This is a genomic window from Streptomyces viridochromogenes (assembly GCF_001270495.1).
Lineage (GTDB): Bacteria > Actinomycetota > Actinomycetes > Streptomycetales > Streptomycetaceae > Streptomyces > Streptomyces viridochromogenes_A.
The window spans coordinates 1-25,494 of sequence record NZ_LGUR01000184.1 but is presented as its reverse complement, the minus strand read 5'-3'; the positions used below and the strand labels follow the sequence as shown (position 1 = coordinate 25,494).

The 25,494-nt window shown below is 71.2% G+C and carries 27 protein-coding genes; 15 read left to right on the top strand and 12 right to left on the bottom strand.

What is annotated here, in order from left to right:
• Positions 1–22: 22 nt before the first annotated feature.
• From ADK36_RS18175 to ADK36_RS18165, 3 genes are all read left to right on the top strand, one after another.
• Positions 23–1,621, top strand: a complete 1,599-nt coding sequence (locus ADK36_RS18175; RefSeq protein WP_048583607.1) for an ABC-F family ATP-binding cassette domain-containing protein — start codon at positions 23–25, stop codon at positions 1,619–1,621.
• 335 nt (positions 1,622–1,956) lie between these two features.
• Positions 1,957–2,175 carry a helix-turn-helix domain-containing protein gene (locus ADK36_RS18170; RefSeq protein WP_019758351.1) on the top strand — a complete coding sequence of 73 codons (219 nt, stop codon included), beginning with the start codon at positions 1,957–1,959 and terminating at the stop codon, positions 2,173–2,175.
• Positions 2,176–2,306: 131 nt separating this feature from the next.
• Complete coding sequence (locus ADK36_RS18165) at positions 2,307–3,110, top strand: enoyl-CoA hydratase/isomerase family protein (RefSeq protein WP_048583606.1); 804 nt, start codon at positions 2,307–2,309, stop codon at positions 3,108–3,110.
• A 12-nt stretch (positions 3,111–3,122) separates the two neighbouring features.
• Here ADK36_RS18165 and ADK36_RS18160 read toward each other — a convergent pair whose 3' ends face one another.
• Entirely contained in the window at positions 3,123–3,845 is a 723-nt protein-coding gene (locus tag ADK36_RS18160; RefSeq protein WP_048583605.1) for a hypothetical protein, read from the bottom strand.
• 87 nt (positions 3,846–3,932) lie between these two features.
• On the opposite strand from ADK36_RS18160, the gene ADK36_RS18155 reads away from it, so the two are divergent.
• Genes ADK36_RS18155 through amaP form a run of 5 tightly spaced genes read left to right on the top strand, consistent with a single transcriptional unit; the run spans position 3,933 to position 6,334 of the window.
• Positions 3,933–4,412 carry an Asp23/Gls24 family envelope stress response protein gene (locus tag ADK36_RS18155; RefSeq protein ID WP_048583604.1) on the top strand — a complete coding sequence of 160 codons (480 nt, stop codon included), beginning with the start codon at positions 3,933–3,935 and terminating at the stop codon, positions 4,410–4,412.
• Between the two features lie 59 nt (positions 4,413–4,471).
• The gene (locus tag ADK36_RS18150) at positions 4,472–4,657 is read left to right on the top strand and encodes a hypothetical protein (protein WP_030054863.1); all 186 of its coding nucleotides are present in this window, start codon (positions 4,472–4,474) and stop codon (positions 4,655–4,657) included.
• 20 nt (positions 4,658–4,677) lie between these two features.
• Positions 4,678–5,058, top strand: coding sequence for an Asp23/Gls24 family envelope stress response protein (locus ADK36_RS18145; RefSeq protein ID WP_107083806.1), 381 nt, complete (start codon positions 4,678–4,680; stop codon positions 5,056–5,058).
• Positions 5,055–5,750 (top strand): DUF6286 domain-containing protein, encoded by a 696-nt coding sequence (locus tag ADK36_RS18140; RefSeq protein ID WP_053198276.1) that lies wholly within the window; start codon positions 5,055–5,057, stop codon positions 5,748–5,750. The genes ADK36_RS18145 and ADK36_RS18140 overlap by 4 nt, the downstream gene beginning before the upstream one ends.
• A 5-nt stretch (positions 5,751–5,755) precedes the next feature.
• Positions 5,756–6,334 (top strand): alkaline shock response membrane anchor protein AmaP, encoded by a 579-nt coding sequence (gene amaP / locus ADK36_RS18135; RefSeq protein WP_048583682.1) that lies wholly within the window; start codon positions 5,756–5,758, stop codon positions 6,332–6,334.
• On the opposite strand, the gene ADK36_RS18130 is transcribed toward amaP, so the two are convergent.
• The 5 genes from ADK36_RS18130 to ADK36_RS18110 are packed head-to-tail and all read right to left on the bottom strand — an operon-like array spanning position 6,331 to position 11,404.
• Positions 6,331–7,086 (bottom strand): SDR family oxidoreductase, encoded by a 756-nt coding sequence (locus ADK36_RS18130; RefSeq protein WP_048583601.1) that lies wholly within the window; start codon positions 7,084–7,086, stop codon positions 6,331–6,333. The two genes, amaP and ADK36_RS18130, sit on opposite strands and share 4 nt — an antisense overlap.
• A gap of 5 nt (positions 7,087–7,091) precedes the next feature.
• Positions 7,092–8,879, bottom strand: coding sequence for a glycoside hydrolase family 15 protein (locus ADK36_RS18125; RefSeq protein WP_048583600.1), 1,788 nt, complete (start codon positions 8,877–8,879; stop codon positions 7,092–7,094).
• Positions 8,880–8,937: 58 nt separating this feature from the next.
• Entirely contained in the window at positions 8,938–9,279 is a 342-nt protein-coding gene (locus ADK36_RS18120) for a hypothetical protein (protein WP_053198274.1), read from the bottom strand.
• Positions 9,276–9,869 (bottom strand): sigma-70 family RNA polymerase sigma factor, encoded by a 594-nt coding sequence (locus ADK36_RS18115; protein WP_425315466.1) that lies wholly within the window; start codon positions 9,867–9,869, stop codon positions 9,276–9,278. Before ADK36_RS18115 ends, ADK36_RS18120 begins: the two co-directional genes overlap by 4 nt.
• Positions 9,866–11,404 carry a sodium:solute symporter family protein gene (locus tag ADK36_RS18110; protein ID WP_053198270.1) on the bottom strand — a complete coding sequence of 513 codons (1,539 nt, stop codon included), beginning with the start codon at positions 11,402–11,404 and terminating at the stop codon, positions 9,866–9,868. The genes ADK36_RS18115 and ADK36_RS18110 overlap by 4 nt, the downstream gene beginning before the upstream one ends.
• A 168-nt stretch (positions 11,405–11,572) precedes the next feature.
• Between ADK36_RS18110 and ADK36_RS18105 the strand changes: the two genes are divergently transcribed.
• From ADK36_RS18105 to ADK36_RS18095, 3 genes are all read left to right on the top strand, one after another.
• Positions 11,573–11,791, top strand: coding sequence for a DUF3311 domain-containing protein (locus ADK36_RS18105; RefSeq protein WP_048583596.1), 219 nt, complete (start codon positions 11,573–11,575; stop codon positions 11,789–11,791).
• Positions 11,792–11,876: 85 nt separating this feature from the next.
• Complete coding sequence (locus tag ADK36_RS18100; protein WP_053198268.1) at positions 11,877–14,030, top strand: carbon starvation CstA family protein; 2,154 nt, start codon at positions 11,877–11,879, stop codon at positions 14,028–14,030.
• On the top strand, positions 14,027–14,218 hold the full coding sequence (locus ADK36_RS18095) for a CstA-like transporter-associated (seleno)protein (RefSeq protein WP_053198266.1): 192 nt from the start codon (positions 14,027–14,029) through the stop codon (positions 14,216–14,218). Before ADK36_RS18100 ends, ADK36_RS18095 begins: the two co-directional genes overlap by 4 nt.
• A 69-nt stretch (positions 14,219–14,287) precedes the next feature.
• On the opposite strand, the gene ADK36_RS18090 is transcribed toward ADK36_RS18095, so the two are convergent.
• The 3 genes from ADK36_RS18090 to ADK36_RS18080 all read right to left on the bottom strand — a co-directional run bounded on the left by ADK36_RS18090 (position 14,288) and on the right by ADK36_RS18080 (position 16,501).
• The gene (locus ADK36_RS18090) at positions 14,288–15,079 is read right to left on the bottom strand and encodes an SURF1 family protein (RefSeq protein ID WP_053198265.1); all 792 of its coding nucleotides are present in this window, start codon (positions 15,077–15,079) and stop codon (positions 14,288–14,290) included.
• A gap of 71 nt (positions 15,080–15,150) precedes the next feature.
• Positions 15,151–15,384 (bottom strand): hypothetical protein, encoded by a 234-nt coding sequence (locus tag ADK36_RS18085; protein WP_078916415.1) that lies wholly within the window; start codon positions 15,382–15,384, stop codon positions 15,151–15,153.
• A gap of 79 nt (positions 15,385–15,463) precedes the next feature.
• Positions 15,464–16,501, bottom strand: coding sequence for a DEDDh family exonuclease (locus ADK36_RS18080; RefSeq protein WP_048583592.1), 1,038 nt, complete (start codon positions 16,499–16,501; stop codon positions 15,464–15,466).
• Positions 16,502–16,710: 209 nt separating this feature from the next.
• Here ADK36_RS18080 and ADK36_RS18075 point away from each other — a divergent pair, with 209 nt between their 5' ends.
• Positions 16,711–17,421, top strand: a complete 711-nt coding sequence (locus tag ADK36_RS18075) for a VIT1/CCC1 transporter family protein (RefSeq protein WP_053198262.1) — start codon at positions 16,711–16,713, stop codon at positions 17,419–17,421.
• Between the two features lie 172 nt (positions 17,422–17,593).
• Positions 17,594–18,637, top strand: coding sequence for a zinc-dependent alcohol dehydrogenase family protein (locus tag ADK36_RS18070; protein WP_053198260.1), 1,044 nt, complete (start codon positions 17,594–17,596; stop codon positions 18,635–18,637).
• Between the two features lie 62 nt (positions 18,638–18,699).
• On the opposite strand, the gene ADK36_RS18065 is transcribed toward ADK36_RS18070, so the two are convergent.
• From ADK36_RS18065 to ADK36_RS18055, 3 genes are all read right to left on the bottom strand, one after another.
• Complete coding sequence (locus ADK36_RS18065; protein ID WP_053198258.1) at positions 18,700–19,707, bottom strand: CopD family protein; 1,008 nt, start codon at positions 19,705–19,707, stop codon at positions 18,700–18,702.
• A 100-nt stretch (positions 19,708–19,807) separates the two neighbouring features.
• A complete protein-coding gene (locus ADK36_RS18060; protein WP_053198256.1) occupies positions 19,808–21,241 on the bottom strand; it encodes a CoA transferase in 1,434 nt (477 codons plus the stop codon).
• Between the two features lie 105 nt (positions 21,242–21,346).
• Positions 21,347–22,873, bottom strand: a complete 1,527-nt coding sequence (locus tag ADK36_RS18055; RefSeq protein WP_048583587.1) for a S8 family serine peptidase — start codon at positions 22,871–22,873, stop codon at positions 21,347–21,349.
• Between the two features lie 385 nt (positions 22,874–23,258).
• Between ADK36_RS18055 and ADK36_RS18050 the strand changes: the two genes are divergently transcribed.
• Both ADK36_RS18050 and ADK36_RS18045 read left to right on the top strand, forming a co-directional pair.
• Complete coding sequence (locus ADK36_RS18050) at positions 23,259–23,615, top strand: DUF485 domain-containing protein (protein WP_048583586.1); 357 nt, start codon at positions 23,259–23,261, stop codon at positions 23,613–23,615.
• Positions 23,612–25,240, top strand: coding sequence for a solute symporter family protein (locus ADK36_RS18045; RefSeq protein WP_048583585.1), 1,629 nt, complete (start codon positions 23,612–23,614; stop codon positions 25,238–25,240). The genes ADK36_RS18050 and ADK36_RS18045 overlap by 4 nt, the downstream gene beginning before the upstream one ends.
• Positions 25,241–25,494: the final 254 nt, after the last annotated feature.

Genomic DNA, 25,494 nt, shown 5'->3' with positions numbered 1-25,494 from the left:
ACCCCCGCCCTGGAGTCTGTCCGTGATCTCCGCCTCCGGTATCGAGTTGCGCGCCGGTGCGCGCGTCCTCATCGAGTCCGCGACCTTCCGCGTCGCCAAGGGTGACCGCATCGGCCTCGTCGGCCGCAACGGCGCCGGCAAGACGACCCTCACCAAGTGCCTCGCCGGCGAGGGCATCCCCGCCGGCGGCAACATCACCCGCTCCGGCGAGGTCGGCTACCTCCCGCAGGACCCCCGCACCGGCGACCTCGACATCCTCGCCCGCGACCGCATCCTCTCCGCGCGCGGCCTCGACGTACTGATCCGCAAGATGCGCGACAACGAACAGCGCATCGCCAACGGCCAGGGCGCCACCCGCGAGAAGGCGCTGAAGCAGTACGAGCGCCAGGAGACGGAGTTCCTCACCAAGGGCGGGTACGCCGCCGAGGCCGAGGCCGCCACCATCGCCGCCGCGCTGAACCTGCCCGACCGCGTGCTCGGCCAGCCCCTGCACACGCTCTCCGGCGGTCAGCGCCGCCGTATCGAGCTCGCCCGCATCCTGTTCTCGGACGCGGACACCCTGCTGCTCGACGAGCCGACCAACCACCTCGACGCCGACTCGATCGTCTGGCTGCGCGACTACCTGAAGACCTACCGCGGCGGCTTCATCGTGATCTCCCACGACGTCGACCTGGTCGAGACGGTCGTCAACAAGGTGTTCTACCTGGACGCCAACCGTGCCCAGATCGACGTCTACAACATGGGCTGGAAGCTCTACCAGCAGCAGCGCGAGGCCGACGAGAAGCGCCGCAAGCGCGAGCGGCAGAACGCCGAGAAGAAGGCCGCCGCGCTGCACTCGCAGGCCGACAAGATGCGCGCCAAGGCGACCAAGACCGTCGCCGCGCAGAACATGGCCAAGCGCGCCGACCGGCTGCTCGCCGGGCTCGAAGCGGTACGGGTCTCCGACAAGGTCGCCAAGCTCCGCTTCCCGGAGCCCGCGCCCTGCGGCAAGACCCCGCTGACCGCCGAGGGCCTGTCGAAGTCGTACGGCTCCTTGGAGATCTTCACCGACGTCGACCTGGCCGTCGACAAGGGCTCCCGGGTCGTCATCCTCGGCCTCAACGGCGCCGGCAAGACCACCCTGCTCCGGCTCCTCGCCGGCGCAGAGCAGCCGGACACCGGCGCTGTCATCCCCGGCCACGGCCTCAAGATCGGCTACTACGCCCAGGAGCACGAGACCCTGGACCCCGACCGCACGGTCCTGGAGAACATGCGCTCGTCCGCCCCCGACCTGGACCTCGTCGAGGTCCGCAAGGTGCTCGGCTCGTTCCTGTTCTCCGGCGACGACGTCGACAAGCCCGCCGGGGTCCTCTCCGGCGGCGAGAAGACCCGCCTCGCTCTCGCCACCCTCGTGGTGTCGTCGGCGAACGTCCTGCTCCTCGACGAGCCGACCAACAACCTCGACCCGGCCAGCCGCGAGGAGATCCTCGGCGCGCTGCGCACCTACAAGGGCGCGGTCGTGCTCGTCACCCACGACGAGGGCGCCGTGGAGGCGCTCCAGCCGGAGCGGATCATTCTGCTGCCGGACGGCGTGGAGGACCTGTGGGGCGCCGACTACGCGGATCTCGTCGCCCTGGCTTGATCGAATGCGTGATCAACAGCGTATGGATCATTCGGCCCATCGGTGATCCATCATCTGTGTGAGATCTCCTCGTACCGAGGTGTGTACTACATCGATTTCGCGGCCGAGTCCCTTATCGACAAGGGCTCGGCCGCTGTACGACTCTGACCTGGGACTTCGCAGAAGAACCCGTTCGGCCGTACGGACAATTCTCTGCGGAATCGCTGATTCCCCTTGTGGGGATGTGCTCCTGTCGTCAAAACCGTGTCTCACGGACCTTGCCGAATGGGTGGCCATGAAGCCCCGGAGGGGTGATCATGAGGAGACCAGAGCGCACTTCCCATGAGGAGGCACGGGTGGCCGAGACTCTGAAGAAGGGCAGCCGGGTAACCGGCGCCGCGCGCGACAAGCTCGCGGCAGACCTGAAGAAGAAGTACGACTCCGGTGCGAGCATTCGGGCGCTGGCCGAGGAAACCGGCCGCTCGTATGGCTTCGTACACCGGATGCTCAGCGAGTCGGGCGTCACGCTTCGTGGGCGTGGCGGCGCGACACGAGGCAAGAAGGCCGCAGGCTGATCGCGGGCGGCTCATTGGCTTCGATGGTGGCCACCCGGTCGGTCGGCTGATCGGCCGGGTGGTTACTGTGCAGTCACTTAGGGGTGCCCTTCCGGGCATCCCGTGATGACCGCACTCATCGGAGGCGCCCCATGGCTTCGCCCGACCAGGAACACGCACCCCTGCTCGACAAGAACGGCGTACGGCTCACCGTCGACGGCGCGATCGCCACGGTGACGCTGACCAACCCGACCAAGCGCAATGCGCAGAGCCCCGCCATGTGGCGGACGCTCGCCGAGGCCGGGCGCGCCGTGCCGGGCAGTGTGCGGGTGGTCGTGCTGCGCGGTGAGGGCAAGTCCTTCTCCGCCGGGCTCGACCGGCAGATGTTCACGCCCGACGGGATCGAGGGCGAGCCCTCGTTCATCGAACTCGCACGCAGCAGCGACGGCGAACTCGACGCTGCCATCGCCGAGTTCCAGGAGGGCTTCACCTGGTGGCGGCGTAACGACGTCGTGTCCATCGCCGCCGTACAGGGCCATGCCATCGGGGCGGGCTTCCAGCTCGCGCTCGCCTGTGACGTGCGCGTCGTCGCGGACGACGTGCAGTTCGCCATGCGTGAGACCAGCCTCGGGCTGGTGCCGGACCTGACGGGTACCCACCCGCTGGTCGGGCTGGTCGGATACGGCCGTGCGCTGGAGATCTGCGTCACGGGGCGCTTCGTGCTGGCCGAGGAGGCCGTCAGCAGTGGGCTGGCCAACCTCGCGGTGCCCGCCGACCAACTCGACGACGCCGTACGGGATCTGGCCGGGGCGATCGTGACCGCGCCGCGGGATGCGGTGATCGAGACCAAGGCGCTGCTCCGTGGTGCCGTGGACCGCACCTACGACGAGCAGCGCGGCGCCGAGCGGGCCGCGCAGGCACGACGGCTGCGGGATCTGGCCGGCCTCGGCGAATGAGGCAGGCGCTGATCAGCCGACGGCCGTGATCAGTACCGCGACCGTCGGGCGATCGGCCAGCGCCTCTCCCACCCACTCGCGGACCTCCCGGGCCACCTCCACGGACCGGCGGTCCGCGCTCACCGCGATCTCCACGCGCACGTGACGGCGCGGCAGGGCGGCCTCGTCCTGCCGCTCCTCGATGTGCACGGCACGGCCCAACCCGCCCAGAGTTCCCGTCAGCCCGGTCACGCCCGGTACCGCCAGGGCCGCGGCGGCGACGCGCTCCTCGTCGGGGCTCCCGGGCTCGGGGGCCCGCGTCGGCTCGGGCTGCCGTACGGGAGGGGGTTCCGCGTCCTCGTCGAGCAGGGACGTCACCCGTAGGTCCACCTCGGTCACTGTCAGGCCAAGACCTTCCGTGGCCGCGGTGGCCAGCAGGCCACGCAGCCGATCCGCCGTCGTGGGCAGCGCCTCGGCCGCCGTCGCCGCGAAGTCCGCCGTCACCCGCAGGGGGCCCGGTGGCAGGGCGCTCGGCGGGGGCGGTACGGCCGCCTCGCCCGTGTCCTCCGGGTCGGCGAGGGCGATCCGCAGCACGTCCAGCCGTACGCCGTGCATGTCCTCGGCCGCGCGCCGCAGCACCGCCTCGGCCGCCCTCTCGGAGATCCACACGCCGTCGCGCGCACCGCCCAGTGGCAGCAGTCTGCCGAGCCCCAGCTGATTCCGGACTGCCTGCGTCAACCGATCCGCCGTCGTCATTCCTCCAGCCTGCCCCATCCCTGGCGCGGAATCGCGCAACCGTGCTTACGGTGGTCAAGGGACGACAACCGAAAAGGACGAACGGCCATGACTGAGACGACGGAGCAGAACCGGGGGACAGAGACCGAGGGCCCAACCTCACGCAGGACCCAGGTGACCAAGCGCGGTGGGGGAGACCCCGGCGCCAGGGGCCGGACGACCATCGCGGACGGCGTCGTGGAGAAGATCGCCGGGATGGCCGCACGCGATGTGGACGGCGTGCACGCCATGGGCAGCGGGCTGTCGCGGACCTTCGGGGCCGTGCGCGACCGGGTGCCGGGCGGGACGACGAAGTCGGTGTCACGGGGAGTGAAGGCCGAGGTCGGCGAGGTACAGGCCGCGCTCGACCTGGAGATCGTCGTCGAGTACGGCGTGTCGATCGCCGACGTGGCCCGGGACGTGCGCGAGAACGTGATCACCGCCGTCGAGCGGATGACCGGCCTCGAAGTCGTCGAGGTCAACATCGCGGTGAGTGATGTGAAGCTGCCCGAGGAAGAGGAAGAGGAGCCGGAGCGCCGGATCCAGTGATGCGCCGGTGACCGAAGGACGCAGCGGCGGGGAGTTGCCGAGGAGCTGAGGAGCGCACCATGAGCATGGCCGTGGTCGGCATGATCGCCGGCATGGCACTGGGCTTCGCCGGGTATTTCGGCGGATTCGGCGCCTTCCTTCTGGTGGCGGCCCTGGGCGCCGTCGGGTTCGTCGCCGGACGGTTCCTGGAAGGGGACTGGGAGCTGGGCGACTTCTTCCGGCAGCGTGACGAACGGCGGCGGTGACCTCGGTGAGCGGTGGGGCCATGGAACTCCACGGAGCGCCGTTCACAGTCCCACCCGGTGAGCGCGGGGCGACCCGTATCGCCGACCGGGTCGTCGCGAAGATCGCCTCACAGGCCGCTCGCGAGGCGGTCGGGGAGTTGCCCAAGGACGCCGCCCGGCCGTACGCCGACGTCGTCGTCCGCCCTCAGGCGGCGGAAGGGAGACCCGTCGACGCCGCCCGGGTCCTCGTCCACCTCGAACTCGACTACCCCTGCGACATCGGCTCCCGGTGCGCGGCCGTGCGTCGGCATGTGGCGGAACGGGTAGGCGCGTGGGTGGGCATGGAGGTGCCGGAGGTCGCCGTGCACGTGGAGCGGCTGCACCCGGCGCGCGGGCAGGGCGCGGCAGGGAGGACGCGATGAGCGAGTCCCAGGGTTCCGAGGGCACCACACAGAGACTGCCGGTCATCGAGAAGGAGACCGGATCCGAGGAGACCAAACCGGGCACCCTCGACCAGTCGGCGTCGGCGGCCGCCTACGAGCCCCCGCCCCCGGTCGACGACAAGGACGGTGGCGAGCGCCGCTTCTGGTCGGCGCGCCGCGTCCCGGCCGCGATCACGGCGCTCGTGCTCCTGCTCGTGGCCGGCTTCTTCCTGTACGACATCGCCGCCGTACGCGCCGACCGGCCGGCCATGCGCTGGCGCCGGGAACTGGCCCACCAGCTGGCCGAGCGCCCCCTCGACGACATCTGGGTGCTCGTCTGCGCCGGTGTCGCCGCCGTCCTCGGCCTCTGGCTGCTCGTCCTGGCCGTCACGCCCGGCCTGCGCTCCGTCCTGCCGATGCGCCGCACCCACCCCGACGTACGCGCCGGACTCCACCGCGACCTGGCCGCCCTGGTCCTGCGTGACCGGGCCATGGAGGTCTCCGGCGTCCAGTCGGTGCGGGTACGGATGCGCCGGGCCAAGGCCGATGTCCGTGCCGTGTCGCACTTCCGTGAACTGGACGACGTACGCGCCGATCTGGACGCCACGCTCGCCGACGCGATCAGGGGCCTGGGGCTGTCCCGCCCGCCCTCGCTGTCGGTGCATGTGCGGCGGCTCGGGCGGAAGGGGTGAGGGCCGTGCTCAGAGTGGTCAACCGGGTGCTGATCGGGCTCGTCGGGCTGGTGCCGCTCGTGATCGGCGGCTCCGTACTGGCCGTGGGACTCGGGCTGGACCCCCCGTCCTGGTGGATCCACCACAGCCGGCACGACGTCCTGCTCAGCGACGCCGAGCGGACGCGCTGGCGGGACGACGGCTGGTGGTGGCCGACCGTGATCGCCGTGCTGGCCGTCCTGGTCCTGCTTGCCCTGTGGTGGCTGACCTCGGTCCTGCGCCGGCGCCGCCTCACCGAGGTCCTGGTCGACACCGGCGACGGCGAGGGCGCGCTGCTGCGGGGCCGGGCCCTGGAGGGCGTCCTGGCGGGCGAGGCGGCGGGGCAGGAGGGCGTCCAGCGCGCCCGTGTCCACCTGACGGGTAGGCGCAGCACTCCCGAGACCCGCGTACGCCTCATGCTGGAACCGCACGTGGACCCCGGGGCGGCGCTGAACGACCTCACCACAGAGGCATTGGCGCACGCCCGCAATTCGGCGGGCCTGGCTCAATTGCCGACGGAAGTCCGCTTGCGGGGCGTCAAACACCGTGCTGAACGGGTCAGTTAGAACCCGTGTCGGCTGCCCCCGTCGACCGGCAGCATGATCCCGGTCAGATAGGAGGCCGCCGGGGACAGGAAGAACGCGGCCGCACGCCCGAATTCCTCCGGAGTTCCATAACGCCGCAGCGGAATGCGTGCCTCGTGCGCGGCCCGGGTGGCCTCCGGGTCCGCGGACATCCCGTCCAGCTCCTTCACCCGGTCGGTGTCGATACGCGCCGGAAGCAGCCCGACGACCCGAATTCCGCGCGGTCCCAATTCGTCCGCGAGGGACTTGGCGAACCCGGCGAGCCCCGGCCGTAGTCCATTGGAAATGGTCAGTCCCGGAATGGGCTCGTGCACCGACGCCGACAGCACGAATCCGATGACCCCGCCCTCGTCGAGTTCCGCCGCTGCCGCCCGGGCCAGCCGAACCGCCCCCAGGAACACCGACTCGAAGGCCGCCTGCCACTGGTCGTCCGTGTTGTCCGCGAGGAACCCGGCCGGCGGCCCGCCCACACTCACGAGAATGCCGTCGAACCCGCCGAAGGCGTCCCGTGCGGCGGCGATGAGCCGCGCCGGCGCCTCCGCATCCGCGTTGTCGACGGCCACCCCTACGGCGTTCGGCCCCAGTTCGGCCGCGGCGTCGGCGGTCCGCTTCTCGTCCCGGCCGGTCAGGACGACCTTCGCCCCGTCCGCCAGCAGCTCACGCGCCGCCGCGTTGCCCAGCCCGCGGGTGGCTCCCGTGACGACGTACACCCGGTCCTTCAGTCCAAGATCCATGGTCCCTATCCTGCCCCGTCGCCCCCGAACAGGGCGAGGGCGGTGTTCACCAGGCCGATGTGACTGAAGGCCTGCGGGAAGTTGCCGAGCTGGCGGTCGGCCACCGGGTCGTACTCCTCGGACAGCAGGCCCACGTCGTTGGTGAGCCCCACCAGCCGGTCGAACAGCTCGCGTGCCTCCTGGGTACGTCCCGTCATGTGCAGCGCCTCCGCGAGCCAGAACGAGCAGGCCAGGAAGGTGCCCTCGTCGCCCGGCAGCCCGTCGACGGTCGTCCCGTCGGTGCTGTAGCGGCGCAGGAAGCCGTTGTGGCTGAGTTCGGTGCGGATCGCGTCGATGGTGCCGATGACGCGCGGGTCGTCCGGAGGCAGGAAGCCGACGCGCGGAATGAGCAGCAGTGCGGCGTCGAGTTCACGGGAGCCGTATGACTGCGTGAAGGTGTTCCGCTCGGCGTCGAACCCCTTCTCGCACACCTCGCGGTGCACTTCGTCGCGCATCGCCCGCCAGCCGTCGAGGTCGCCCTGGAGCTTCGGGTTCTTCTCCAGGGTGCGCACGGCACGGTCCGCGGCCACCCACACCATCACCTTCGAGTGCACGAAGTGACGGCGCCCGCCGCGCACCTCCCACAGCCCCTCGTCGGGCTGACGCCACGCCTCGCGCAGCCAGTCGATGAGGGCGGCCTGGATCGCCCAGATGTGCGGCTTGGTGGGCAGTCCCGCGTCCCGGGCCAGCGCCAGCGAGTCCATGACCTCGCCGTAGACGTCCAACTGCAGTTGGTCCACGGCCAGGTTGCCGATCCGTACGGGCTTGGAACCGGCGAAGCCGGACAGCCACGGCACCTCGAACTCGGGCAGCCGCCGCTCACCCGCCAGGCCGTACATGATCTGCAGGTCGGCCGGGTCACCGGCGACCGCGCGCAGCAGCCAGTCGCGCCACGCCTCGGCCTCCTCCCGGTAGCCCGCTGACAGGCCCACGTTCAGGGTGAGGGTGGAGTCGCGCAGCCAGCAGTAGCGGTAGTCCCAGTTGCGCACGCCCCCCACCTCCTCGGGGAGCGAGGTGGTCGGGGCGGCGACGATGCCGCCGGTCGGCCGGTAGGTGAGGGCCTTGAGGGTGATCAGGGAGCGGATGACGGCGTCGCGGTAAGGGCCGTCGTAGCTACAGCGCCGCACCCAGTGCCGCCAGTCCCGGACGCTGCCGTGCAACGCCTTGTGCGCGTCGACGAGCGGGGGGCGCGGCTCGTGCGAGGGGTGCCAGGTGAGAACGAACGCGACCTTCTCACCCTTCTCGACCGTGAACTCCGAGTGCGTACCGAAGTTCTTGCCCCAGGTGGGCACCTCGGGTTCGCTGCGCAGCCAGACCGAGTCCGGGCCGGCCACGGCCACCCGGTGCCCGCCGGACCGGCGCACCCAGGGCACGATCGAGCCGTAGTCGAAGCGGATCCGCAGGGTGCTGCGCACGGTGACCCGGCCGCTGAGGCCCTCGACGATGCGCACGAGGTCGGGGGCTCGGTCGCGTTGGGGCATCAGGTCGGTGACCCGGATCGCGCCCTCGTCGGTCTCCCATTCGGTGTCCAGCACCAGGGTCTGCGGGCGGTAGGCGCGGCGGGTGCAGGGGCCCGTCACGTCTTTGGGGGCGATGCGCCAGTGGCCGTTGTCGCTGTCGCCGAGCAGCTTGGCGAAGCAGGCCGCCGAGTCGAAGCGGGGCAGACACAGCCAGTCGACGGAACCGTCCCTGCCGATCAGGGCGGCCGTCTGCTCGTCGCCGATGAGGGCGTAGTCCTCGATACGCGGGTGCACGCAATTGCGGGTTCCCCAACGGCCGGTGGGCCAATCAGGGGCGGGACCGGGGGAGTGATCAGCCTCCCGGGGACGCGGTCGGAGACAGGCCGGTCGGAGAACCGGTCTGTGATACGCCCGCGTGGGCCCCCGTGCCGGAGAAGATCACGCCGTGCTCCGCCGGGGTCCGGTTGAGGACCCAGAGCCCGATCAGGGTGGCCAGGGCGAACACGACCGCGATCAGGACGGCGAGGACGAGCCGGCGCCGGCGTTCCCGGCGCAGCCATTCACCGCGCGCCGTGCGATAGGCGTCGGGCGCCGCCCGCACCCCGTCGGCGAGCGCGGAGAGCGCCTCGCGCAGCTCCCGCTCCGTGCGGTCCGCACCGGTGTCGGGCGACGGAGTCGCGTCTCGATACGTCATCGCCGGGTCTCCATCGCCTGGGTCAGGGCGGCGAGGCCGCGCGCCGTATGGGTCTTGACGGACCCGCAGGAGATTCCCATCGCCGCGGCGATCTCGCTCTCCTTCAGTCCGAGCCAGTGCCGCAGCACCAGCGCCTCACGCTGCCGGGCCGGCAACTGCTGGAGCGCGTCGATCAGCACCCGCTGGTCGTCGTGCAGGAGCGCGGTGCTCTCGGCGGAGGCGACGAGTTCGTCCGCCGACTTCTCGACGTGCTTACGGGCCACTTGGAGATGCCGTATCCGCATCCGCGTCAGATTGCACACGGTGGAGCGCAGATACGCCTCCGCCGCCTCGATGTCCCTGAGGCGCCGCCACTTCCGGTAGATCTGGTAGTAGGCCTCCGCGACCACGTTCTCCGGGTCGTCTGCACCGAGCAGGACGGCGAGGCGCAGCATCGAGGAGTAGTGCAGCTCGAACAGGCGGGCCAGGCCGGCCTCGCGCTCCAGGTCCGCGGGGTCGCTCGCCGCGGGGGCGAGGGGCACGGCCGGTACCGCGGCACCGCCGAGCGGTGGAGCCGCATTTCGCCGCAGCGCGTCTCGATGTGGTCTCACGGGTTGCTCGCTCCCGTCTCGGGGCGCCGTCCGATGCTCAGGCGTGACGGCAGGTCGGTGAGATCGGCGCCGCGTGGGACGCCGAGGCGTCGGAGCACCTCGGTCCCGGCCACGGCGACGATCAGGTTGAGGAACAGGGCGGCGAGCCCGGCGTAGACCTCCGGCCCGCCGCCGAGGTGCACGACCGACGAGAACCCCTCCCGTACGACCATGAAGGTCCCCGCCACCATGCCCACGCCCCACCCGGCGAGCAGCGCCCGCGGATGCAGCCGCCCGGTGAACAGCCCCACCGCGACGGCCGGGAAGATCTGCAGGATCCAGACCCCGCCGAGGAGCTGGAGGTTGATGGCGTCCTGGTCGCGCAGCCCGAACACGAACGCCACCGCGCCCACCTTCGCGGTGAGCGACACCGCCTTGGCGATGCGCACCTGCCGTTTGGGCGTGGCCGTCGGATGGACGTACTCGACGTACACATTGCGTACGAAGCTCGTGGCCGCCGCGATCGACATCACCGCCGCCGGGACCAGCGCCCCCACGGTGATCGCCCCGAACACCAGCCCGGCCAGCGGCGCCGGCATCAGCCGGTCGACCAGCATCGGTACGGCGGCCTCGGCGCCGCCCGCCGGGGCGCGGACGCCCGTAGCGAGGGCCGCGATACCGAGGAAGCCGAAGAGGGCGAGCAACCCGGTCCAGGCGGGCAGCGCCACGGACACCTTGCGCAGGGTGCGCGGGCCGTCGGCGGCGAAACCGGCGGTGAGCACATGCGGGTACATCAGCAGGGCGAGCGCGGAACCGAAGGCGAGGGTGGCGTAGGCGGGCTGCTGCTCGGGGGTCAGGAGCAGCGCCGGACCGCCCAGCCGCTCGGCCGCACCGTCGAAGACGGCACCCGGGCCGCCGAGCCGCTCCAGGACCAGCCAGGTCACCGCGGTCAGCGAGACGAAGACGGCCACGGCCTTGAGCGCGGAGATGACGGTGGGGGCGCGCAGCCCGTGCCGGTAGGTGGCGACCGCGAGCCCGGCGAACAGCGCCACCATCACCAGATCACCGGCCGCGCCCCGCGGATACACACCCCCGGCCGCCAGCACCGCCCGGATGCCGAGCAACTGGAGCGCGAGATACGGCATCGTCGCGAGGATCCCGGTCAGCGCGACCACCAGGGCCAGTGGCGGCGAGCCGTACCGGCCGCGTACGAAGTCCGCCGCCGTGACGTAGCCGTGCCGACGGGCCACGGTCCACAGACGGCTCAGCAGCACGAAGGCCATCGGGCAGACGATCACCGTGTACGGCACCGCGAAGAAGGCGGGCGCGCCGTTGCCGTACGCCAGGCCCGGTATCGCGGCGAAGGTGTACGCGGTGAAGATCGTGCCGCCGAGCAGGAGCCAGGTCCACACCGGGCCGAGGCTGCGGTCTGCCAGCGCCCAGCCCTCCAGGGACGGGAGCCGGTCGCTCGGGCGCAGGCGCCGCGCGGTCACGGCGAGCAGCGACGCTCCGCCGATCACGGCGAGAAACGTCGCGGTCATGGCGCCATCGGCCATGGTTCACCGTCCTTGGTGTGCCTGTGCCCTCGCGCGTTAGTTGCGCGAGCCGCCGGAACGGAGGACACGGAACCGGCGGGAAATTTCCCCGAAATTCCTTGTCAACCGGTCTCCGGGGGTGGGCAACTCTTGCACAGACCGACAGCGAGGGGGAGAGGAGCGCAGGTCATGGCACGGACCGGTCATCACCGGCCACGGCACGTCGCGATCGCCGTACTGCTTCTCGCGCCCGCCGCGGGTCTGCTGTGGGTCCCCTGGTACGCCGGTGCCGAACCGCGGCTGGCCGGAACGCCGTTCTTCTACTGGTACCAGCTCGCCTGGGTGCCGGGGTGCGGCCTCTGCCTGCTCGCGGCGTACGCGCTGTCGGACCGGGACCGACATCGCTGAGCCGTAGGTCCGTAGGTCCGTAGGTCTGTAGGTCCGTAGGTCTGTAGGTCCCTTCCGCTTCACCCTGTTCAGGTCAGGAGCCGCCATGCCCGCATCAGCCATGCCCGAATCCGGCCGTGAGGCGCCGGAAAAGTCACGAATATCGCCGAAGTCGGTGGTGATATGGACCGCCGTAGCCCTGGTCGGTGCCCTCGGCTGGGCCGTGCTCGCCCTCTCCCGCGGTGAGGAGATCTCCGCCGTCTGGCTGGTCGTGGCGGCCCTCGGCTCGTACGCGATCGCCTACCGCTTCTACTCGCGGTTCATCGCCCGCCGCGTCCTCCAGGTCGACGACACCCGCGCCACCCCCGCCGAACGCCTGGAGGACGGCGTCGACTACCACCCCACCGACAAGCGGGTGCTGTTCGGCCACCACTTCGCGGCGATCGCCGGTGCCGGCCCGCTGGTCGGCCCGGTCCTGGCCGCCCAGATGGGCTATCTGCCGGGCACGGTCTGGATCATCGCGGGCGTGATCTTCGCGGGAGCGGTGCAGGACATGATCGTCCTGTTCCTCTCCATGCGCCGGGACGGCAAGAGCCTCGGCCAGATGGCCCGGGACGAGATCGGCAAGGTGGGCGGCGCCGCCGCGCTGATCGGCGTCTTCGCCATCATGATCATCCTGCTGGCGGTCCTCGCGATGGTCGTCGTCAACGCGCTGGCGGAGTCCGCGTGGGGCACCTTCTCGGTCTCCATGACCATCCCCATCGCCCTCTTCATGGGCTTCTACCTGCGCTACCTGCGGCCCGGCCGGGTCGTGGAGACCAGCTTCCTCGGCGTGGCCCTGCTGCTGCTCGCCATCCTCGGCGGCGGCTGGATCCAGGACTCCTCGCTCGCCGAGTACTTCGTCTGGAGCCCGGAGACCCTGGTCTTCTGCCTGGTCGGCTACGGCTTCGTCGCCTCCGTGCTGCCGGTGTGGATGCTGCTGGCCCCCCGCGACTACCTGTCGACCTTCATGAAGGTCGGGACCATCGCCCTGATGGCCGTAGGCGTGGTGATCGCCGCCCCGGACCTCAAGGCCGAGTCGGTGACCGACTTCGCCTCCACCGGCACCGGACCGGTCTTCGCGGGCTCCCTCTTCCCCTTCCTCTTCATCACCATCGCCTGCGGCGCGCTGTCCGGCTTCCACGCCCTGGTCTCCTCCGGCACCACGCCGAAGCTGATCGAGAAGGAGTCCCAGGTCCGGCTGATCGGCTACGGCTCCATGCTCACGGAGTCCTTCGTCGCCGTCATGGCGCTGATCGCCGCCTGCGTACTCGAACCGGGCCTGTTCTACGCCATGAACTCCCCGGCAGCGCTGCTCGGCCCGACCGTGGACAGCGCCGCCGAGGCGGTGAGGAACCTCGGCTTCACCATCACCCCGGACCAGCTGACGGCCGCGGCCAAGGCGGTCGAGGAGGAGACACTGGTCGGCCGCTCCGGCGGCGCGCCCACCCTCGCCGTGGGCATGTCGGAGATCTTCGCCGGGGTGCTCGGCGGCGCCGGGATGAAGGCCTTCTGGTACCACTTCGCGATCATGTTCGAGGCGCTCTTCATCCTCACCACCGTGGACGCCGGCACCCGGGTCGGCCGCTTCATGCTCCAGGACATGCTCGGCAACGTCTGGAAGCCGATAGGCCGGGTCACCTGGAAGCCAGGCATCTGGATCACCAGCGCCCTGGTCGTGGGCGCCTGGGGCTACTTCCTCTACGCCGGTGTCACCGACCCCCTCGGCGGCATCAAGCAGCTGTTCCCGCTGTTCGGCATCGCCAACCAGCTGCTGGCCGCGGTGGCCCTGGCCGTCACCACCACCGTGCTGATCAAGTCCGGCAAGCTGCGCTGGGCCTGGGTCACCGGCATCCCGCTGGCCTGGGACGTCGCCGTCACCTTCACCGCCGGCTGGCAGAAGATCTTCTCGGACAACCCGGCGATCGGCTTCTTCGCCCTGCGGGACAAGTACGCGCAGGCCATCGAGGACGGTCAGCTGCTGCCGGGGGCCACGAACACGGACGACATGCACACCATCGTGCTCAACAACACGGTCGACGGTGTGCTCATGGCGGTCTTCCTGCTCCTGGTCCTCACGGTCCTGGTCAACTGCGCGGTGGTGTGCGTCCGCGCCGTCCGAGCCACGGGCCCGCTGCCGACGACCGAGGCGCCGTACGTCGAGTCCCGCATCGACGTACCGGATCCGTCAGCCGAACCGCTGCTGGGGGTGCGCTCATGAGGACTGTCAGGAGGGTGCTGGGCGCGGTGCGCTGGTACGCGCGTGAGCTGACCGGAGAGGCGGGGTACGACCGCTACTGCGAACGGCACCGACGCCACCACCCGCACGCCCCGGTGCCCACCCGACACGAGTACGAGGTGCTGCGCACCCTGCGCCGGGAGGGCCGGCCGGAGAGCCGCTGCTGCTGACGCCTCCGTGTCCGCGCAGTCCACTGCCGCCCCAGAGGGGCGGCAGTCGCACGGGCCGAGCTCGGGGCGCTACACCGGGGCCGGAGTCGTCTCCGTCTCCTGCGGCGCGGCCGCCTGAGCCCGGTCCCGGGCCTCCCGGCGGGCCAGGATGAACCAGCCGAGCGGGACGCCCGCCGCGAACAGCCACCACTGGAGGGCATAGGCGTAGTTCAGCGGGGCGTTCTCGTCGCCGGGCTTCCCGATCAGCTCCGGAGTGTCGCCCTTCGGTTCCGGCGTCGTCAGCACGATGTACCCGCCGAGCACCCGCGCGTTCAGGCGGGACGCCTCCTGCTCGCTGTTGATCAGCATGACCTGCCGGTCGGGAAGGCCCTGGAGGTTCTTGATGCCGCTGGCCTCGGTCGTCTCGTCGGGCATCAGCCGCCCGGTGACGGTGATCCGTCCGCTCGGCGGCGCCGGGACCTTGGGGAAGGCCGTCTGGCTGGGTGCGTCCGCGGGGATCCAGCCGCGGTTGACCAGCAGCACCTTGCCGTCCGCCAGGACGAACGGGGTGAGGACGTGGAAGCCGACCTCTTCGTCGGCGTTGACGCGCCGCCTGACGACGACTTCGTGCTCGGTGTCGAAGCGGCCCACCGCGCTCACGGTGCGGTACCGCTCCTTGGTGGTGACGGTGTGCCCCGCGGCGGTCAGCTTCTCCACGGGCACCGCCTTCGCGCTCAGCGCGTCGGCGACCAGCTGGTTCCGGGCGTGGCGCTCCTCGTAGCGGTGCATCTGCCAGATGCCCAGCCTGATCATCGTGGGGATGAGGAGCAGGGCGACCAGCGTGAGGATCACCCACTGCCGGGACAACAGGAAGCGGTACACCCCACGACCGTACAACTCGGTCGTGGGGTGCTTTCAGGCGGGTACGGGTACGGGTCCGGGTCCTGGCCGGGTCACACCTTGTCGACGATCCCCACCTTTCCCTCGGCGCGGGCGCAGTGGGCGCCGCAGTACCACTGGCCCTCGACCTCGACGCCCTGCCCGATGATCTGGACACGGCAGTGCTCACAGACGGGTGCCATGCGGTGGATCGCACAGGAGAAACAGTCGAAGACGTGCACCGCGCCCTGCGCGTGCACCTCGAAGGTCATGCCGTAGTCGTTTCCACACACTTCACATGTCGCCATGCGCCACAGGGTGAGCCGTCACCGCGGTCCGGGCGAGACGGTTCCGGGCGAGTCGCGCGGCAATCACCCGTCCGTACGGTCACGGCTCCGACGCCGGTTCCACGTCCCTGAGAAGTTGCCCGAACGCCGCCTCGTCGATCACCGGCGTCCCGAACTGGCGGGCCTTGACCACCTTCGACGTGCCCGCGTCCGGGTCGTTCGTGACGAGCAGGCTGGTCAGCCGGGACAGGCTCGTCGCCACATGCAGCCCGGCCTCGATCGCGCGATCCTCCAGCAGGTCGCGCTCGATCGACGTGTCTCCGGAGAAGGCGACCCGCATGCCCTGCTTGAGTCTTTTGCCCTCTTCGTAGCGCCCCGGGTTGGGATAGGGGCAAGCGGGCCTCTTCCGGGACGGACGCCAACTGGTCGGCCGATAGCTGCTGTAACCACCGCTGCCGCCGCCGTAAGCACCACTGCCGCCGTAACCGCCTCCGCCCGCCTGCTGCCCGATCCGGGGCGTGGCCGTGTCCCGCCACTCGGTCAGCGGCCGGCACTCCTGCAGCGGCAGCCGCACGCTGCCCGCCGCCGCGGCCCGCAGGCTGGGCCGGAACGCCTCCGCCAGCACGCGCGCGTCGTCCAGCGCGTGGTGCGCCCGCTGCTGTACGACGCCGAAGTGCGCGGCCAGCGACTCCAGCTTGTGGTTGGGCAGCGGCAGGCCCAGCTCCTTGGAGAGCGCGATGGTGCACAGCCGCTGCCGTACCGGGGCCTCGCGCTCCGCGCGCGCGTACTCCCGCGCGATCATCTGCCAGTCGAAGACGGCGTTGTGCGCGACGAGCACCCGTCCGTCCAGCCGGGCCGAGAACTCCTCGGCGATGTCCGTGAAGAGGGGAGCGCCCTCCAGCGCCTCGCTCGTCAGACCGTGGATCCACACCGGGCCCGGGTCCCGCTCGGGATTGACCAGCGTGTACCAGTGGTCCTCGACCTCGCCGCGCGCGTCCAGTCGGTAGACGGCCGCGGAGATGATCCGGTCGTCCCGGGCCAGGCCGGTGGTCTCCACGTCAACGACCGCGTATCCCTCGGGATACACGGGCGGCCATGCTGTGGGGGAGGGTGCTGCGGTCGCACGGTCTTCGAGCATGGTCACTGAGGATACGGGCCGGGACTGACACTCCTGGCCGTCAGGTGCCTTGCGCCGCCCACCCGTTCGAGCGCCACGAACGTCAGCGCGTCAACGGGTACCTCAACCGGTGGTCGTGCGCCCGGCGTTGCCGCACCTCCGTGAGCCCGATGCCCGCCCGAGGAGCGTCGGTACGTCCTGGATGTCCCGCTCGGTGCGATGCTCCGCATGTGACCGAATCGACGCATGACGAGGCCCACGCCGGCGCGCTGGGCGAGCGGCTGAACTGGCTGCGCGCGGCCGTGCTCGGGGCGAACGACGGCATCGTCTCCACCGCGGGCCTCGTCGTCGGCGTGGCCGGCGCGACGGACGACCGCCCGGCCCTGATCACCGCCGGGCTGGCCGGGCTGCTCGCCGGGTCGATGTCGATGGCGGCGGGGGAGTACGTCTCGGTCTCCACGCAACGCGATTCGGAGAAGGCCGCGTTGGCCCAGGAGAAGCGGGAGTTGCGGGAGCGGCCGGAGGCGGAGCTGGCGGAGCTGACGGAACTGCTCGAACGACGGGGGCTGTCCCGGGACGTGGCCGGGAACGCGGCGGTCCAGCTGACGGAACGGGACGCACTGAAGGCGCACGCGCGCGTGGAGCTCGGTATCGACCCGGACACGCTGACCAACCCGTGGCACGCGGCGTGGGCGAGCTTCCTGGCGTTCACCGCCGGGGCGCTGCTGCCGCTGCTGGCGATGGTGCTGCCACCGGCGGGCCTGCGGCTGGCGGTCACCGTCGCCTCCGTCCTGGCCGCCCTCGCCCTGACCGGCTGGAGCAGCGCCTGCCTGGGCGGCGCCGCCCCCGCACGCGCGGTGCTGCGCAACATGGCGGGCGGGGCCCTGGCCATGGGCGTCACCTACGCGGCCGGATCGCTGCTGGACGTGGCGGGGGTGTAGCGCCCGCCCACGGCCCCCGCACCGGCCGGGTGTGTCATCGCGGCCACGTCGGCGCTGGTCAGCGGCGCACCCGGGGTCCCCGAAGCGCGCCGGACGCCGACGGCGACGTACGGTGAGACGCGCGCTCGCCCCCCGGGCGCAGGCACCACAAGAGACGAGAAGGAACCTCGCCATGCGCGCCACCACCATTCACGCCCCCTTCGACATGCGTGTGCAGGACGTGCCCGACCCCGTGGTGCAGCGACCCACCGACGCCGTGGTCCGGGTGCTGCGCGCCTGTATCTGCGGCAGCGACCTGTGGGCGTACCGCGGCGAGGCGGCCCGGCAGCCGGGGCAGCGCATCGGCCACGAGTTCCTCGGCCTCGTCGAGGAGACCGGCTCCGAGGTGACCGGCCTCCGGCGGGGCGACCTCGTCGTCGCGCCCTTCATGTGGTCCGACGGGGTCTGCGACTACTGCCGCGAGGGCCTCACCACCTCCTGCGAGCACGGCGGCTTCTGGGGCTCCGTCGGCTCCGACGGCGGCCAGGGCGAGGCCGTGCGCGTCCCGTACGCCGACGGCACCCTCGTCCAGCTCCCCAAGGACGCCGCCTCCGACGACCACCTGCTGTCCGCCCTGCTGACCCTGTCCGACGTCATGGGCACCGGTCACCACGCCGCCCTCGGCGCCGGAGCGCGCCCGGGCGCCACGGTCGCCGTCGTCGGCGACGGTGCCGTCGGCCTCTGTGCCGTGCTCGCCGCCAAGCGGCTCGGTGCCGAGCGGATCATCGCGCTGGGCCGCCACCAGGCCCGTACGGACATCGCGCGCCGCTTCGGCGCCACCGAGGTCGTCGCCGAGCGCGGGGACGCGGCCGTGGCGGCCGTACGCGAACTGACCCGTGGTCAGGGCGCCCATGCCGTCGTCGAGGCCGTCGGTACCGAACAGTCCATGCGTACGGCGGTCAACATCACCCGCGACGGCGGCGCCATCGGCTTCGTGGGCGTGCCGCACGGCAGCGGCACGGGCCTCGACCTCGGCGTCATGTTCGACGGCAACATCGCGCTGCGCGGCGGCGTCGCCCCCGTCCGCGCGTACATCCCCGAGCTGCTGCCCGACGTCCTGGACGGCACGATCGACCCCTCACCCGTCTTCGACCTGACGGTCGGCCTGGAGGACGTCCCCGCCGGCTACAAGGCGATGGACCAGCGCACCGCGCTCAAGGTTCTGGTCACCAACTGAGGGTGCTCCAACTGAGGGCGCGAGAGTCGGCGGAAGGACTCGGCGGGGCGGCCGCGAAGGCGTCACCAGCGGATCGGCACCGGCAGCGCCGTCAGCAGCCCCGACACCGCGACCACCACGCCCAGGACGACGACCTCCGCCCGCGCGGGGGAGCACGCGGTCAGCGGGTCGGCCGCCCGGCGCAGCCGGATCCGCGCCCACAGGGCGAGCGCGGCCACGGCCGCCATGAGGAGCATCTTGGCCAGCAGGGCGCGCCCGTACGCCGTCCCGGTGAGCTGCTCCAGGATCGTCTCCGACGGCATCCGGCGCAGCGAACTCCCCACGCCGGTCGCGGTGATGGCGGCGAGCAGTACGGCCGCCACGCGCGCGTAGAGGCCGAGCAGGGCTGTGCCCGCCTCCCTGACCCCCCATCCGCGCAGGGTCCGCAGGGCGTGCAGCAGCCCGCCGGCCCAGAGCGTCGCGCAGGTCAGGTGCACGAGTGTCAGCCCGGAGCCCAGCAGCGGGCTGTGCTCGGTCGTGGGGTGCGCGCGCAGCGCCTCGGCGATCACGACCGCGGCCAGCGGCCAGAGCTGGGTGGCCGGCCGGCGCGAGAGGGCGCACAGCCCGGCCATGGCGAAGGCGTTGACCTCCAGTAGTGCGAGCTTTCCGTCGCGCGAAGCGTAGAGGCCGCCGATGTCGAGGTCCGCGGGGCTGTTCGGCACGAGGTTGCCGGTGGAGACGACGGAGGCGAGACCGAGGGCGGCGACGAAGCCGGCCGCGGCCGCGTACAGTGCCCAACTGCGGGGCATGGCCGGGGGGACGCCGGGCACGGACCGGGCCAGCCGGTTCACGAACAGCTCGCCCACCGGGACGCACAGCGCCGCGAACAGCACCGTACGCAGCAGCCCGATCCCCGCGGTGCCGGGCGCGGCGGCCTCCCCGGTGCCGTGCAGCGCGGCCGACGGCCCGACCAGCGGGATCAGCGCCCCCAGCGCCACCAGGACGAGAACGGCGACGGCCCGGCTGACGCCGGTGCGCGGTCTGGGCTCACTCCCGTCGGCCACGCCAAGGGAGGGTCTTGTCAACGTCACCTCAAGATCTTCACAAAAGATTACAGACTCGGGCAAGCACCGGAAAACAAGTGGTGGGGCGGCATTCCGTACGGGGGTACGGCTCGGTCGGCCCCGGCGCTCAGGCCCACCGCGCCGGATCGGCGCCCCAAACCCCCGGCGGCCGTGCCCAGTCGACCGGACCACCCTCGAACGACACCGGCGGCAGGGCATACCGCAATCGGCCGAGCGCGCTGCTCCGCTCGGTGAGCCAGGTATCGGGCGCGTCGTATGCGTCGGCCGTCTCGTATGCGTCGGCCGTCTCGTGCGCGTCGTACGCCGGGCTCTCCTTCGGGCCCGGCCGCATCCCGTGCATCAGCCACTCCGCCGTGCGTGCCAACGACAGCCGCACGCACCGGCCCTGCCCCCGCCCGTCCTCCAGCTGCTCGGTCAGCGCCCGCAGCACGGCCGCCGCCAGCAGATACCCCGTGCCGTGGTCCAGGGCCTGCGCGGGCAGTGCGCCGGGCTGCCCGGCCGGTCCGTCGGTCGTGGCTCCCTCCAGCGCGGCGATTCCGGTGGCGGCCTGCACAAGGCTGTCGAACCCGCGCCGCCCACTCCACGGCCCGTACGCCCCCCAGGCCGACAGCTCCGCCACGATCAGCCCGGGCCGCCGCTCGGTCAGCGCCCGAGCCGACAGCCCGAACCGCTCCAGGGCGCCCGGCCGGTACCCCGTGACGACGACGTCCGCCGCCGCGAGCAGTTCCTCGAAGGCACGCCGGTCCGCCGCCAGGTCCAGCGTCGTCGAGCGCTTCCCGAAGCCCGTGTCGGTGTGCTGGTCGGCCAGTTCGGGCAGCTGCGGCGCGTCCACGCGCAGGACGTCCGCGCCGAGCAGCGCGAGCGTGCGCGTGGCGACCGGTCCCGCGATGACCCGCGTCAGGTCCAGGACGCGCACTCCGGCGGCGGGCAGCAGGGGAGCACCGTCGAGCGACGGGAGCGCACGCGCGCGTGTCGTGTCCGACCGCTCGTGCTCGACCAGCGGCCGCCGGGCCACCGCGGCCGCCTGCTCGTGCGCCGCCCACTCCTCGGGGGTACGCAGCGCCACGGCCAGCCCGCCCGCCGCGTACACGGCCTCTTCCACCTCCAGCGAGGAACGCTCCGCGATGGCTGCCCCCACCGCGTCGGGATCCTCCTCCGCCACGCCCAGCGCGGCCAGGAGCGGGGCCCGGTGGTGCGGATAGTTCGCATGCGTCCGCACCCAGCCGTCCGCCGTGCGCCAGAACCGCGACAGCGGCGCGAACACGACGGGCGCGCGCCCGTCGACCAGCAGATGGCGTTCACTCACGAACGCCGTGGCGATCGCCCCGTCGTCCAGCGTCACCCCGGGCACCTCGGTGAGCCCGGCCCGCCGGGCGCCCAGCTCGGCAGCGGCCAGCGCGCACGCACCCACACAGGAGCGCGCCAACTCCCGTACGGGGAGCCGCGCCTGAAGCGCGCGCTCCCGCACCACGGTCGACACCCGCGGGAGAAGGGCTGGATCGCCACCCACCGCGGACCATGCGGACTTGATTGCAGTCATGACTGCACTATGCATTATTGACTGGATCAACATATCGACTGATGTGTCACCGCTGTACATGCGCCATCGCCGCCGTACACGCCGCGCTGTATACGCCCCGCCCGATCAGTCGACGGCGTCCAGCGCATCGACGATGCCGAACCCGTAGAAGCCGTTGAGCCGCCTGCCGCCCTCGCACACGGCGTCCTGCGTGCCGTCGCGGTTCTGGTCGTACGAGTTCGGACAGCCCGGGTTGTCCGCCAGGACCTTCAGCAGCGCGCGCAGCCGGGCCGGAGCGGCGTGCGGGTACCGCGACTTCAGTAGCGCGGCGACGCCCGCGGCGTGCGGGGCGGCCATCGACGTGCCCTGAAGGAAGCCGTACTTGCCGTCCGGGAGAGTGGAGAGGATCCGGCCGTTCCTCGACGGGGTGTCCGGGATCTGGTAGAGCCTGTCGCCGCCGGGGGCCGCGACATCGACGACGCCGTAACCGTACGAGGAGTAGTACGACTTGACGTTCTGTACGCCCGTCGCGCCGACCGTGACGACACCCGGCAGCTGTGTCGGTACGTCGAAGCACCGGTGCGGGTCGACGGTGTGCTCGGCGGGCGTCGAGTCGTTGGGGCTGCTGCCGTCGACGATCGCGCCGGAGTCCAGGTCGTGGTTGGAGTTGCCCGACGAGGCCAGGTTGAGCACACCCTTGCGCTGGGCGTACAGCTGGGCCCTGTTGACCGCATGGACGACCGCTCGCTGGTCTGGATCGTCCATGCAGTTGTACAGCCACGGATCAACGAAGTAGCTGTTGTTGGTGATCTCGACGCCACGGTCGGCCGCGAACACGAAGGCGCACACGACGCTTTCGGGGTAGTAGCGACCGTTGACCGGGTCGCTCACCTTGATGGCGGAGACCTTGACTCCGGGGGCGACACCGGCGATACCGATGCCGTTGCGGGGCGCTGCGATCTCGCCCGCCACATGGGTGCCGTGCGAGTCGGCGCTCTTGTACGGCCGCCAGGCGCCCGCGCTGGTGTCGGCCTTGCCGCCGGCGCAGTTCGCGGACTGGGCGGCGGAGAAGTTCGGCGCGAGGTCGGGGTGGGTGTCGTCGACCCCGTTGTCGATCACCGCCACGGTCACCCTGCCGCTGCCCGGGTTGATCTTCGCGGCCCGGTCGGCGCCGATCGCGCGCAGATTCCACTGGTCGGCCTCAAGGGGTTCGCCGTCGGCCGCACCCGCGGCCCTCGTCCGTATCGCCTGCCGCTCCGACATGAGCTGGACCGGGCCCTCGTCCGTCGCCCCGGCGGCGGTCAGGGGCGCCGTACGCGTGGCACCCGCCGACCGGACGCCGCGCACCGCACGTATCGCCTTCGCGAAGCCGGGCGCCGCCGAGTGGACGACGATCACGCCGATCCTCGCGTACGCGACCACGACCGTGCCGCCGGCAGCGGCGATCGCCTTCCTCACCGATCCGATCGTGCGGTGGTCCGGTCGGGTGGTGTTGACGACATACGCGAGAGCGGGCGCATCCACGGCCCGTGCGACGGGCTCCGCGAGCGGCGCCGCCGAGGCGGCCGTCGGCAGGAGGCAGAGCGAGGCCGTCAACGACAGAACGAGGGGGACGGCAAGACCCGGCCGACGTCTGGAACGCAGATGAGGCATGGGATCTCCACATCATCCGGAACGAGACCGCCCGAGACGCGGAGAGGCGCTCGGCAGGTGCATGACGCGTGCCGCAGTAGCGAAGCTAACCCCGAACCACCTGGCCGGCAATCGCTGATCCGGGCGACTTCGGAAAGACGCCCGGGGAGTTGAACCGGTCCTCGCGTGGCGCCGTGACCTTGGACAGGAGGCGCGAGCACGATCGAGCCCCCTGTCGGATCACGCGCCGGGGCCCTAACATCGCCAGCCGGCTCAAGTGATCCATGTCACCGCGAGGAACAGAGCCGTCATGCCCGTATCCGATCCGTCCCCGACCGATCCGTCCCCAACCCCCCAACCGTCCCCGTCCACCGTCGCAACAGCGCCCGCAACGCGAGGAGACTCCGTGGCTACCGACGCACCGCCCCCCTCGAAAGAGACACACAAACTCCCCTCCACCGAGGAGTTCACGGAGGTGCAGAAGAGCGCGGAGTTCGTTGAACTGCGCCGCTCCTACCGCTCCTTCGCCTTTCCGCTGACCGTCGCCTTCATCGTCTGGTACCTGCTGTACGTCCTGCTCTCCAACTACGCGGGCGACTTCATGGGCACCAAGCTGTTCGGCAACATCAACGTCGCGTTCGTCTTCGGTATCGCCCAGTTCGTCACCACGTTCCTCATCGCCTGGTGGTACGCGCGGCACGCGGGTGCCAAGCTCGACCCCAAGGCCGAGGCCATCAAGACCCGTATGGAGGGCGGCGCATGAGCCCCGCGATGACCCATGTGCAGCTCGCCGCCAACGAGGCCAGCGAGCACCGGCCGCTGATCATCACCCTGTTCGCGCTCTTCGTGGTCGCGACCCTCTTCATCACCGTCTGGGCGGGCCGCCAGACCAAGGACGCCGCGGACTTCTACGCGGGCGGCCGGTCGTTCAGCGCCTTCCAGAACGGACTCGCCGTCTCCGGCGACTACATGTCCGCCGCGTCCTTCCTCGGCATCGCCGGCGCCATCGCGCTCTTCGGATACGACGGCTTCCTGTACTCCATCGGATTCCTGGTCGCCTGGCTGGTCGCCCTGCTCCTGGTGGCCGAGCCGCTGCGGAACTCCGGCCGCTACACGATGGGTGACGTCCTCGCGTACCGCATGCGCCAGCGCCCGGTGCGCACGGCGGCCGGCACCTCGACGATCGTCGTGTCGATCTTCTACCTGCTGGCCCAAATGGCGGGTGCGGGCGTCCTGGTCTCGCTGCTGCTCGGCATCACCTCGGACGCGGGCAAGATCCTCATCGTCGCCCTCGTCGGCGTCCTGATGATCGTGTACGTCTCCATCGGCGGCATGAAGGGCACCACCTGGGTCCAGATGGTCAAGGCCGTGCTGCTCATCGGCGGCACCATCCTGATCACCTTCCTGGTGCTGCTGAAGTTCAACTTCAACATCTCTGACCTGCTCGGCAAGGCCGCCGAGAACAGCGGGAAGGGTGCCGCCTTCCTGGAGCCCGGCCTCCAGTACGGCGCCACCGGCACCTCCAAGCTGGACTTCATCTCCCTCGGCATCGCCCTGGTCCTCGGCACCGCCGGTCTGCCGCACATCCTGATCCGCTTCTACACGGTGCCCAACGCCAAGGCCGCGCGGAAGTCCGTGAACTGGGCGATCGGCATCATCGGCGGCTTCTACCTGATGACCATCGCCCTCGGCTTCGGCGCCGCCGCGCTGATCTCCCAGGACGAGATCATCGCCTCCAACCCGTCCGGCAACACGGCGGCACCCCTGCTCGCCCTGCACCTCGGCGGCGTGGACTCGGCCTGGGGCGCGATCCTGCTCGCCACCATCTCGGCCGTCGCCTTCGCGACCATCCTCGCGGTCGTCGCCGGCCTCACCCTGGCCTCGTCCTCGTCGTTCGCCCACGACATCTACGCGAACGTCATCAAGAAGGGCCAGGCCACCGAGAAGGAGGAGATCAGGGCGGCGCGCCTGGCCACCATCGGCATCGGCGCCGTCTCCATCCTCCTCGGCGCCCTCGCCCGTGATCTCAACGTCGCCGGCCTGGTCGCCCTGGCCTTCGCGGTCGCGGCCTCGGCCAACCTGCCGACGATCCTCTACAGCCTGTTCTGGAAGCGGTTCACCACCCAGGGCGCGCTGTGGTCGATCTACGGCGGTCTGATCGTCGCCGTCGGCCTGGTGCTGTTCTCGCCCGTCGTCTCCGGCGACCCCAAGGCGATGTTCCCGGACGTCGACTTCGCCTGGTTCCCGCTGAAGAACCCGGGCATCATCTCCATCCCGTTCGGCTTCCTCATGGGCTGGCTCGGCACGGTCCTGTCCAAGGAAGAGCCCGACGCCGGCAAGTACGCGGAGCTGGAGGTCCGGTCCCTGACCGGCACCGGCGCCCACTGAGCCTGACCCCTGAGCACGACCCTGCGCGGCCGCGTCGTAGATCCCTACGACGCGGCCGCGTCGTACGTCGTGGGATCGGGCCGGTGTCGCTGTCAGTGCGGTCACGTAGGCTCACAGGTGACAGAAGTTGAATCTGGTCGTGACGAGGGAGGGGGCCCACGTGCTCATCGACACCTACGGCCGAGTGGCCACCGACCTGCGGGTCTCGCTGACGGACCGCTGCAACCTGCGGTGCACGTACTGCATGCCCGAGG

What these genes read in the sequence shown, in the direction of transcription:
- ADK36_RS18110 (WP_053198270.1), bottom strand. Translation starts at nt 11,404, where the DNA reads ATGGCCGATGGCGCCATGACCGCGACGTTTCTCGCCGTGATCGGCGGA.
- ADK36_RS18150 (WP_030054863.1), top strand. Translation starts at nt 4,472, where the DNA reads ATGAGCATGGCCGTGGTCGGCATGATCGCCGGCATGGCACTGGGCTTC.
- ADK36_RS18165 (WP_048583606.1), top strand. Translation starts at nt 2,307, where the DNA reads ATGGCTTCGCCCGACCAGGAACACGCACCCCTGCTCGACAAGAACGGC.
- ADK36_RS18080 (WP_048583592.1), bottom strand. Translation starts at nt 16,501, where the DNA reads ATGCTCGAAGACCGTGCGACCGCAGCACCCTCCCCCACAGCATGGCCG.
- ADK36_RS18160 (WP_048583605.1), bottom strand. Translation starts at nt 3,845, where the DNA reads ATGACGACGGCGGATCGGTTGACGCAGGCAGTCCGGAATCAGCTGGGG.
- ADK36_RS18140 (WP_053198276.1), top strand. Translation starts at nt 5,055, where the DNA reads ATGAGCGAGTCCCAGGGTTCCGAGGGCACCACACAGAGACTGCCGGTC.
- ADK36_RS18105 (WP_048583596.1), top strand. Translation starts at nt 11,573, where the DNA reads ATGGCACGGACCGGTCATCACCGGCCACGGCACGTCGCGATCGCCGTA.
- ADK36_RS18120 (WP_053198274.1), bottom strand. Translation starts at nt 9,279, where the DNA reads ATGACGTATCGAGACGCGACTCCGTCGCCCGACACCGGTGCGGACCGC.
- ADK36_RS18085 (WP_078916415.1), bottom strand. Translation starts at nt 15,384, where the DNA reads ATGGCGACATGTGAAGTGTGTGGAAACGACTACGGCATGACCTTCGAG.
- ADK36_RS18155 (WP_048583604.1), top strand. Translation starts at nt 3,933, where the DNA reads ATGACTGAGACGACGGAGCAGAACCGGGGGACAGAGACCGAGGGCCCA.
- ADK36_RS18130 (WP_048583601.1), bottom strand. Translation starts at nt 7,086, where the DNA reads ATGGATCTTGGACTGAAGGACCGGGTGTACGTCGTCACGGGAGCCACC.
- ADK36_RS18095 (WP_053198266.1), top strand. Translation starts at nt 14,027, where the DNA reads ATGAGGACTGTCAGGAGGGTGCTGGGCGCGGTGCGCTGGTACGCGCGT.
- ADK36_RS18070 (WP_053198260.1), top strand. Translation starts at nt 17,594, where the DNA reads ATGCGCGCCACCACCATTCACGCCCCCTTCGACATGCGTGTGCAGGAC.
- ADK36_RS18100 (WP_053198268.1), top strand. Translation starts at nt 11,877, where the DNA reads ATGCCCGCATCAGCCATGCCCGAATCCGGCCGTGAGGCGCCGGAAAAG.
- ADK36_RS18145 (WP_107083806.1), top strand. Translation starts at nt 4,678, where the DNA reads ATGGAACTCCACGGAGCGCCGTTCACAGTCCCACCCGGTGAGCGCGGG.
- ADK36_RS18055 (WP_048583587.1), bottom strand. Translation starts at nt 22,873, where the DNA reads ATGCCTCATCTGCGTTCCAGACGTCGGCCGGGTCTTGCCGTCCCCCTC.
- ADK36_RS18060 (WP_053198256.1), bottom strand. Translation starts at nt 21,241, where the DNA reads ATGACTGCAATCAAGTCCGCATGGTCCGCGGTGGGTGGCGATCCAGCC.
- ADK36_RS18045 (WP_048583585.1), top strand. Translation starts at nt 23,612, where the DNA reads ATGAGCCCCGCGATGACCCATGTGCAGCTCGCCGCCAACGAGGCCAGC.